Below are 849 nucleotides of genomic sequence, written 5' to 3'. Positions count from 1 at the left end.
CCGTGGGGGCCGCCGTGGGGGCCGCCGTGTGGACCGCCGGGCGCCGCGCCCGCGAAGGCCGGCGGCTGGTCCCCGTGGAAGGACGGCGGCTGCTGGTCCGCGAACGACGGCGGCTGGTTGCCGGAGAAGGACGGCATGCCGGCCAGGTTCGCGGCCTGGGTGCCGAGCATGTTCTCCGGGATCAGCACCATCGCGGTGAGCCCGCCGGAGCTGTGCGGGCGGAGCTGCACCCGGATGCCGTGCCGGTGCGCCAGCCTGGCGACCACGAACAGGCCCATCCGCCGGGAGACGGAGACGTCCACGCTGGGCGCGTCCGTCAGCCGTTCGTTGGCCTGGATGAGCTCCTCCTGCGTCATGCCGATGCCGGAGTCGGTGATGGACAACATCACGCCGCCGCCGTCGATCCGGCTGCCGGACACCGTCACCCGCGTCTCGCGCGGGGAGAACGACAACGCGTTCTCGACCAGCTCGGCCAGCAGGTGGATGACGTCGTTGACGGCCTGCCCGGCCACCGACACCCCGTCGGGCACCTGGAGCACCACACGCTCGTAGCTCTCGACCTCCGACAGCGACGCCCTGGCCACGTCGACCAGCTTGACCGGCTGGCTCCACCGGCGGGGCGGGTCCTGGCCGGCCAGCACCAGCAGGTTCTCGCTGTTGCGGCGCATACGGGTGGCCAGGTGATCCAGCTTGAACAGGTTCCCGAGCCGCTGCTCGTCCTGCTCACCCTGCTCCAGACCATCGATCAAAGTGATCTGCCGCTCCACCAGAGTCTGACTACGCCGCGACAGGTTCACGAACATCGCGTTCACGTTCGACCGCAACCGCGCTTCCTCACCCGCCAACCGC

Annotated in this window: 1 protein-coding gene; it reads right to left on the bottom strand. The window is 70.7% G+C overall.

Going from position 1 to position 849, the window contains the following annotated elements:
- The coding region (locus FAF44_RS53420) for a sensor histidine kinase KdpD (protein ID WP_237111155.1) at positions 1-849 on the bottom strand (849 nt) is incomplete at both ends.

Source organism: Nonomuraea sp. MG754425, from assembly GCF_021699195.1.
Lineage (GTDB): Bacteria > Actinomycetota > Actinomycetes > Streptosporangiales > Streptosporangiaceae > Nonomuraea.
Note: the sequence above shows the minus strand (reverse complement) of the source record. Positions and strands in the feature narration are given on the sequence as shown.